Source organism: Candidatus Binatus sp. (assembly GCF_036567905.1).
Lineage (GTDB): Bacteria > Desulfobacterota > Binatia > Binatales > Binataceae > Binatus.
The window spans coordinates 25,320-33,880 of the sequence record NZ_DATCTO010000010.1 but is presented as its reverse complement, the minus strand read 5'-3'; the positions used below and the strand labels follow the sequence as shown (position 1 = coordinate 33,880).

7 protein-coding genes are annotated in these 8,561 nt (G+C 60.8%); 5 read left to right on the top strand and 2 right to left on the bottom strand.

The annotated features are described in order from the left end of the window. Both VIO10_RS01150 and VIO10_RS01145 read right to left on the bottom strand, forming a co-directional pair. Positions 1 to 802: AAA family ATPase (locus VIO10_RS01150; RefSeq protein ID WP_331958129.1), on the bottom strand; the 802-nt coding region annotated here is incomplete at its 3' end. Between the two features lie 176 nt (positions 803 to 978). Beyond that, positions 979 to 1,578 (bottom strand): HNH endonuclease, encoded by a 600-nt coding sequence (locus tag VIO10_RS01145; protein ID WP_349259210.1) that lies wholly within the window; start codon positions 1,576 to 1,578, stop codon positions 979 to 981. A gap of 310 nt (positions 1,579 to 1,888) precedes the next feature. Between VIO10_RS01145 and VIO10_RS01140 the strand changes: the two genes are divergently transcribed. From VIO10_RS01140 to VIO10_RS01120, 5 genes are all read left to right on the top strand, one after another. Then, positions 1,889 to 3,541: an Rne/Rng family ribonuclease gene (locus VIO10_RS01140; RefSeq protein ID WP_331958125.1), complete on the top strand. Its 1,653-nt coding sequence runs from the start codon at positions 1,889 to 1,891 to the stop codon at positions 3,539 to 3,541. A 251-nt stretch (positions 3,542 to 3,792) separates the two neighbouring features. Next, complete coding sequence (locus VIO10_RS01135) at positions 3,793 to 5,391, top strand: carbohydrate porin (protein WP_331958123.1); 1,599 nt, start codon at positions 3,793 to 3,795, stop codon at positions 5,389 to 5,391. A gap of 22 nt (positions 5,392 to 5,413) precedes the next feature. Beyond that, positions 5,414 to 6,718, top strand: a complete 1,305-nt coding sequence (locus VIO10_RS01130) for a divalent metal cation transporter (RefSeq protein WP_331958121.1) — start codon at positions 5,414 to 5,416, stop codon at positions 6,716 to 6,718. 19 nt (positions 6,719 to 6,737) lie between these two features. Next, positions 6,738 to 6,920 (top strand): hypothetical protein, encoded by a 183-nt coding sequence (locus VIO10_RS01125; RefSeq protein WP_331958119.1) that lies wholly within the window; start codon positions 6,738 to 6,740, stop codon positions 6,918 to 6,920. Positions 6,921 to 6,927: 7 nt separating this feature from the next. Beyond that, positions 6,928 to 8,211, top strand: coding sequence for a magnesium transporter MgtE N-terminal domain-containing protein (locus VIO10_RS01120; RefSeq protein WP_331958117.1), 1,284 nt, complete (start codon positions 6,928 to 6,930; stop codon positions 8,209 to 8,211). Positions 8,212 to 8,561 lie beyond the last annotated feature (350 nt).

The window sequence follows — 8,561 nt, the reverse complement described above, 5'->3', positions numbered from 1 at the left end:
CCACGGCGCCGGCGCAGGCGCGGTCGAGCCGGCTTTTCAACTCCGCGTCGCGGCCGGTCTGTATCGCCAGCTCTTCGCGCTGATCGATCAGGCGGCGCGCGGCGGCGTAACGTTCCCGTTCGCCGAGTTGCGCCTTGACGACCTTGTAGGTCTCGGCTTTTTTGGCTTGCCGGCGGGCGAAGCTGAGTTGACGCTCGATTTCACTGAGCACGTCGTCCACGCGCGCGAGATTTTCCTTCACGCGCTCGAGCTTGCGCTCGCTCATCTCGCGCCGGCCCTTGAACAGCGACAAGCCGGCGGCTTCCTCGACCAGAGTGCGCAGCTCGTGCGGCTTGGCCTGGATAATTTCCTCGATTCGGCCCTGCTCGACCAGCGAATAGCCGCGGCTGTGAATCTGCGCCGCCATGAAGAACTCGGTGATGTCCTTCAACCGGCACGGAATTTTGTTGAGCAGATATTCCGACTCGCCGGAGCGGTACGCGCGCCGCGTCACCGCGACTTCGCTGAGCGCCGCATACGGCTCGGGAAGCTGGCTGCCTTCTTCGGCCTCCAGCACGAGAGAAACCTCGGCCATTCCGGCGGCAGGATTGGACTCGTTGCCGGCGTAAATGAGGTCCTCGATGCTCTTGCCGCGAAGCCGGGTCGGCGCCTGCTCGCCGAGCACCCATCGGATCGCGTCGACGACGTTCGACTTGCCGCATCCGTTGGGACCGACCACCGCCGTCATCCCCGGCGCAAAACCGATCGTCGTCGAATCGAGAAACGATTTGAAGCCTAGTAGTTCAAGGCTCTTAAGACGCATGCTGCGCTTGCCTCCACCGCACCACCACCACCTTCCCAAAGCTTATCCCAAAGTACCCTGGGAGGGTCAAGAGCACCCCCAACATATCGTGTGTCGCCGGACAGCCGACCCCAGCAAATTGTGGATTTCGCCCGTTGGCACGGGCGGCCGGTATTAAAAAAGTGAAAAGCTGGACGCTAATCCTGGATGAGCTCGGTATTCCAATAAGCGCTATCGACCTGCGACAGGTAAGGCATCCATTCCCGGTACCGCCGCAGGCTGAACATCTCGGACGAAAACGGAGTCCACTCGGGGCGTCGCGGCCTGCGGAACAGATGCATCCCTGCTTCGTCGGGGGTGCGGCCACCCTTGCGCCGATTGCAGTGATGGCACGAGCATACGATGTTCTCCCAGGTGGACATCCCGCCACGCGAGCGCGGAATGATGTGGTCGAGGTTGAGCTCGGTGCGCGGCAATTTCTTGCGGCAATACTGGCAGGTGTTGCCGTCGCGGGCGAAGATGTTGAAGCGCGAGAATCGCACGTGGCGCTTGGGTACGCGCTCGTACGCCGTCAGCAAAAGGACCCGCGGCACGCGGATGAAGCCGTTTACTATCCCCAGCCGCTCATGTTGAACTTCGATTGACAAGTCGCGCCAACTGTCGAAGTCGAAGGTGCGATACTGCTCATCGACGGCCTTCGCAACGCCCTGATAAAGCAGCGCAAACGCGCGTTTTACCGAGGTAACGTGAACCGGGAGATACGAGCGATTGAGAACGAGGACCCTGCTGTTGAGCAGGCCCGCTCCCGGGAAATTGGGCGCAACCATGTCGGCCGCAGCAGACATCACAAGACGAGTATCGGCCCCCCGATACCATGTCAAGATACCCGTGGATTAAAAGCCCGTTATTGATGGTTTAATCAAGCTTGCTTGCGGTGGCCGGGCGTGCCTCGTATGATCGTGGCCAAGTTGTCGACGCCAAGGGTAAAACGATGTCCCACTGGACGCGGGCGCTTTCTTCATCGCTCGCGACGCCCGCGCGACAACTCCCGGCGATCGCTCTTCGCCACGCAATCACATCGAATTTGCCGGAATAGAGAGTCCATCTGTGAAACGAGAAATCGCAATTAACGCGTCCGCACTGGAGGTGCGGGTGGCGCTGCTCGAGGATAACCAACTCGCCGAATTCTACCTCGAGCGCAATCGCCAGGTTGGGCTGGCGGGCAACATCTATAAGGGCAAGGTCACGCGCGTGCTGCCCGGGATGCAAGCTGCGTTTGTCGATATCGGGCTGGAGAAGGCGGGCTTCCTGCACGTCTCGGATTTTTACGACGGAGTCTCCGCGCTCAACACCGTGGCGGAAGTGATCGGCGAAGAAGATGTCGAGACCGAGCCGATCGGTGACAACGAGTTTGCCGATGCAGAGATTAACCCGGCCGACGAAGCCGCCGCCAACGGCAACGGCGATCAAAGCGGGGCCGCGCGGCCATCGCGCGGACGGCGGCGCGGCCGAGGCCGCCGGACTCAGGCGCCACAGCGCTCGCGGCTTCCCATCGAGCAGCAACTGCGTCGCGGCCAGGACATAATGGTTCAGATCGCCAAGGAACCGATGGGCACCAAGGGCGCGCGGCTGACGTCGTCGATTTCGCTGCCCGGGCGCCATCTGGTCTATACGCCGGCCAGCAATCACATCGGAGTGTCGCGGCGAATCGCCAGCGCCGAGGAACGCGCGCGGCTGCGCGCCGACGTGGGAGAACTCAGGCCGCCGCAGGGCGGTTTCATCGTGCGGACCGCGTGCGAGGGCGTCAGCCGGCGCGAAATCCAGCGCGACGTCGCCTTTCTGACCAAGCTGTGGAGCTCGATTCTGCGCAAGAACGAGAGCATGCCGCCGGCGTCGATACTTTACAGCGATCTCGACGTGGCATTGAGAATCGTGCGCGACCTCTTTTCCAGCGAGGTGGACCGGCTATGGTGCGACGATCCGACAACCTACAGCCGGATCGTACAATTCGTGCAGAACTATATGCCGCGGCTGCGGGCGCGCGTCACGCTCCATGACGCCGCCACGCCGCTGTTCGATCGGTTTAATATAGAACCGCAGATCGAACGCGCGCTGGACCGCAAGGTCTGGCTCAAGTCGGGTGGCTACCTGGTTTTCGATCAGGCTGAAGCGCTGACCGCAATCGACGTGAATACCGGGCGCTTCGTCGGCAAGCGCAGCCAGGACGACACCATCTTCAAGACCAACCTCGAAGCCGTAGAGGAAGTAGTAAACCAACTGAGGCTGCGCAACATCGGCGGAATCATCATAGTTGATTTCATCGACATGGATCGCGAGGGCGATCGCAAGAAAGTCAGCGACGCACTGGCGATTGCGCTCAAGCGCGACAAGGCGCGGACCTCGGCGCTCAAAATTTCCGAACTGGGGCTGGTCCAGATGACGCGCAAACGCACGCGCGAGAGCCTGGAGAAACTGCTGACCGATACGTGTCCGCGATGCGACGGCCGGCGCGTCGTCAAATCGGTGCCGACTCTCGCAGCCGAAGTGCTGCGCGGGATTCAGCGCGAGGCCGTATCCAAGTCCGCGGGTGATATGCTGATCGTCAAGCTCAATCCCGAAGTCGCGCGTTACCTCTACGATCACGGGGCGAAGGATCTCGAGACGCTCGAGCATCGGCTCTCGACCAAGATAGTGCTGCGCTCGAACGACGGCATCGAACTCGGCACGTTCGAACTCGCGCGCGCCCCGGCCGCCGCCTAGCCCCGCAGGCAGCGTCGGGATCGTCCGAGGAAAGCACTAAAGGATGTCCCTCGGCGGGCGCCCATAATGAGATTGATTCTCGCTCTAACTATCGGCTTGCTCGAAGGCGCATCACCTACCGGGTATGGTATTTTTTTCTTGACTGGATGCGACGAACTAGATAGGTTTTTTCGACCATATGTATCTTTAGAAATTTCAGCCTGACCGAGTTATCGTTGTAGCGACGACATCCCGGCCACTGAGCCCGGAAGATGTCGACGCTAGCCGCAGCTATCCGCAACCATTTCGTCGCACCCCCATATGTCGAAGCGAAGGCTTCTTTCTATAGGAGCCCAAGGGATATTTTCGCTCAAACTATCGATTTGCTCCTGGGCGTAACGCCGGGGATAAGCGTTGCCATTATCGTGGTCACCTGCTTCTTTAGCTGGGGCCGCGCGGCTCTCGCTGCCAGCCCCGATCCAACCACCGACGCAACTTCGACGGCGGGGCCGGGTGCGGCGGCAATTCCCGCGGCGCAACCGACATCAAGCGCCACGGAGAAGGGGGCAAATGGGCCAAGCCAGATTTGGAATTGGCACGTTCAGAATACCGACATCGGGCAGGGCGACCCGGGTTTTGCAGCCAAGTACTCCGGCCCACAGAGCCTGAGCGGCAAGGGCGAGGTTCAGGAAACAGTTACGCTGGACTTGTTTGCCGGCGTGCGGTTATGGCGCGGCGCCGAGGCGCACGTCGACGGACTGATGTGGCAGGGATTCGGCCTGAGCAAAACCTTGGGCATCGAGGCATTCCCCAACGGTGACGCCTACAAAATCGGCACCGAGACTCCCTACTTTCAGTTTGCGCGCTTGTTTATTCGTCAAACCATCGGCTTGGGCGGCGAACAGGAGGCCGTGCCCGACGACCAGCTCACGCTTGCGGGCAAACAGGACATTTCGCGGATGACCTTCACCATCGGCCGGTTCAGCCCCCTGGACATTTTCGACCACAACACCTACGCGCAAGACCCGCACACCCAGTTTATGAATTGGGCGATGGTGGGCAACCTCACATGGGATTACTCGGCGGATCCCGTCGGATACACCACCGGAATTGCCGTGGAATTAAATCAGCCGAAATGGGCTTTGCGCTACGGATTTTTCCAAATGCCGCGGGTCCAGAATTCTTTCACGGCTGACGACCAGTTCCTCATGTGGCGTCCCAGCGGAGCCACTGGCTCAGCTGGCGCCGATGGCCCGTTCTTGCGGGCTTGGGGAATGGTGGTGGAATTTGAGCGCCGTTACAGCGTCAACGCTCATCCGGCGGCGATTCGGTTTCTGGCCTGGCTCAACGAAGCTGATATGGCCAGTAACCATGCGGCGACTGCCATTGTGCTGGCCAAAGGTCCGGGAGCGGATATCTCAGCGGCGCAAGCCTACCGCTACAAATACGGCTTTGGGTTGAACTGGGAACAGGAAGTTGCGGAGAACGCCGGCCTGTTTTCGCGCCTGGGCTGGAATGACGGCCACGAACAAGCGTGGACCTACAGCGATGCTAACTGGACGGCGTCGCTGGGGGTGAGCGTCAAAGGTGACAGGTGGCAGCGGCCCGGCGACACCTTCGGTCTTGCCGGCATCGTGAGCGGTGCTTCGCGCTCGAACCAGAAATTCCTGGAGGCGGGCGGCTTGGGCATACTTGCCGGCGACGGCGCGCTGACTTACGGCTGCGAGAAAGCTGTGGAAGCCTATTATGATTTCCCAATCTGGGAACCTGCCCATGTGGCCGTGGATTACCAGTTCATCAGCAACCCGGCATTCAATCGCGACCGTGGGCCGGTGTCCGTCTTCGGCCTAAGACTCCACTGGGAATTGTAATGAGCCAAATAGGAGAGCCGGCGTGACACAGGCTGAGCCGATCTCGGCGGAAAAGCTCAACATCCTCGCGAGGCTGTTCTATCAGCTGCGGAGGTCCGCCAAAGCGCTGCGGATGTTCGCCGTGATTGCGGGGCCGGGTATCATTGTCATGGTCGCTGACAACGACGCTGGAGGCATTACCACCTACACGGTGACCGGAGCCAAGTATGGCAACCACCTCCTGTGGTTCCTGATCTTGCTCGGCCCGGTGGCGTATTTCGTTCAGGAAATGACGGTGCGCCTCGGCGCCGTGACGAAGCGCGGCCACGCTGAGGCCATCTTCTGTGCCTTCGGATCGTTTTGGGGCTGGTTCTCGCTCCTCGACCTCGTCCTAACCGACTGGCTGACGATGATTACCGAATTCATCGGCATGACGGCGGCCATGAGCATCTTCGGCATCCCGGCCTGGCTGACGGTGATCGGCTGCTGGCTGGTCATGGGCGCCATGATCGTCACCGGGCGCTACTGGACGTGGGAGAAAATCGCCCTCGTGTTCTGCGTCGGGAACCTCATCTACATCCCCGCCGCATTCATGGTCCATCCGTCGCTCCATGACATCGTTCGCAACAGCCTCATCCCCCATTTTCCGCCCGGCGGTTTCACCAACGACCTGTTCTTCGTGCTCATGGCCAACATCGGCACCACCATCGCCCCCTGGATGCTCTTCTTCCAGCAGAGCTCCGTCGTCGACAAGGGGTTGCAGGAGAAGGACATCTCGTTCGAGCAATGGGACACGGCCATTGGCTCGTTCCTGACCGTCATCGTCGCCATCTTTCTGATCATCGTCTGCGCGAAGCTTCTGCCGGGCAAGCCCGTCGAGAGTGCGGCGCAGGCCGCCATCCAGATCATGCCGCTGAACAAGTACGTCGGCATGATCATCGCAATTGGCCTGTTTGACGCCGGACTGCTCGGCGCCATCTGCATCTCCCTGGCGAGTTCGTGGGCTTTCGGCGAGGTATTCGGGTGGGCGCATTCCTTGAACCGAAAGATTCAGGAGGCTCCCTGGTTCTATGCCTACTACTTCTTCGACTTGGTGCTGGCTGGAACCATCGTCTTGATTCCCAAGGCGCCCCTCGTACTCATCACGCTCTTCGTGCAGGTCATCGCCACGACCCTGCTCCCGGCCGCACTGGTGTTCCTGATCCTGCTCCTCAACGACCAGCAGACGATGGGGAAGTACGTGAACACCACCTGGCAGAATATCGTCAACATCAGCATCGTGGTTGTCATCATCGTGGTTTCGACCATGTACGGTGTCAGCACTCTCTTCCCCAATCTGCTGCAGTAGCGCTTAAGGCAGGAGACGCATGAACGTTCTGGCCGTCGTATTCAAGAGCCTGGTCACCGGCGTGAGAACCATCAATAGGAAGTACGCCACGCCACAGATCGAAATGACGTTGTTCGTGAAGGTCTGTCTGCTGACGCTGCGGCTCTACCTGTTTCTCCTGGTTGGCCTGATGGCGTACAAATTCATCGTCAGCCTGAAGTGAGGGGATCATGAGCAACGCACCTGCCGGCAAACTCAGCGCGCCTGAGCGGACCTTCAACCTGAGCGCGGTCGTGCGTATGCCAGTGATCGCGAAGGGCGAACGCGTGGGCAGCCTGGACGAGTTCGTCATCGTGGACAGAGACAAGTATGCGGAGGTCACGCACCTGTCGATCAGCCGGCCGTTCGGGCGGCCCCGTCTCGTCGTCCCGTGGGAGACGGTCACCTCGTTCGATGACGATAAAGTGGTCTTGGAGATTGATGCCGTGGAGTCGTATGCCGACGCGTTCCCGCCGTCTGCACTTTTGTTGAAGGACTATATCCTCGACAAGAAGGTGCTCGACCAAAAGGGGCGGGAGCTCGCGGTCGTTTACGACATCGAGTTGGCCCTCATCGACCACAAGCTCCTCGTGGTGAACGTCGACCTGAGCACGGCCGCGATGCTGCGTCGGATGCGGCTGGGCTGGCTCGCTAAGTTCTTCGCCAAGCCCGCCGCCAAGGGCAACGGGGACCGGGTTCCCTGGAGGTACGTAGCGCCCCTGCCAGAGACACTCGGGAGCTTCACCGGCAGCGTAAAGCTCAAGGTGCTGCGGGCGCAGCTCTCCGAGATCCCGCCGGTCGACCTCGCCGATGTCCTCGAGGAGCTGGGGCATGAGCCCCGGATGGCGATCTTCGCGGGGCTGGACATAGAGAAAGCCTCCGACACGCTCGAAGCGCTCGACCCCAAGGTGCAGCGGGAGATGATTGCGTCGCTCGACAAAGAGAAGGCGGCGCAGCTCATCAACGAGATGACCCCCGGTCAGGCGGCAGATCTCCTGGCCGTTCTGCCGTGGTGGGACGTCCATGCACTGACGCAGCTGTTCGCCGACAAGGAGAAGGCGGCCAAGATCGCGGCCATCCTGGAGAAGCAGGACGAGAGAGTCATCCATTTCGTCACCTCAGGGTTCCTGAGGTTCGCACCGGACAAGACGGTCGCACAGACATGCGCCGAATTCGCGCGGGCGGCGAAGCGCAACGTCGAGATCACCTACATCTACGTCATTGACGAGGGAGACCGGCTCCTCGGAGTGGTAGACAGCAAGGCATTGTTGCTGGCCGAGGGGACGGCCCGGCTGCGCGAGATCATGAACACGAAGGTGGTCACCCTCAGTCCCCAGAGCACCCTGCGAAACGCCTCCGAGCTGTTCGCGAGATATTTGTTCCGTGCTTTTCCGGTCATCGATGAGGGCGGCAAGATCCTGGGCGTGCTCCCGTATCGCGACGTGGTGGCGCTGCGGCATCGCTACGTGGAATAGGACCGCCAGGTGACCCTCCATGTCCTCGTCCTCGTGAACGCCGCTCGGCGCGGTCACCGCCACCGCTGTGCTGAGCGGCGCCGCGAAAAGGCAAAGCTCTCGAGCCGCAGTTGTAACGCAATCTTCACGACGGGAACCCTGTATGCATAAATGAGCTCGGCCAAGACTTCAGCAAACCGAGCGATCGCTGGATGGAAATGCGCGTTGCTCCACCAGTCAACAGCAGGAAATGTGCTCCACCGATTTGATCGCCAGGATTGATAATGGCGAGCTCGGTGCCGACAGCGGCCTGGCCCGAAGCGGCGGCAGCGGACGCAAATGAGCGGAACCAGCAGGAACGGTTTCAACCG

What these genes read in the sequence shown, in the direction of transcription:
- VIO10_RS01120 (WP_331958117.1), top strand. Translation starts at nt 6,928, where the DNA reads ATGAGCAACGCACCTGCCGGCAAACTCAGCGCGCCTGAGCGGACCTTC.
- VIO10_RS01135 (WP_331958123.1), top strand. Translation starts at nt 3,793, where the DNA reads ATGTCGACGCTAGCCGCAGCTATCCGCAACCATTTCGTCGCACCCCCA.
- VIO10_RS01125 (WP_331958119.1), top strand. Translation starts at nt 6,738, where the DNA reads ATGAACGTTCTGGCCGTCGTATTCAAGAGCCTGGTCACCGGCGTGAGA.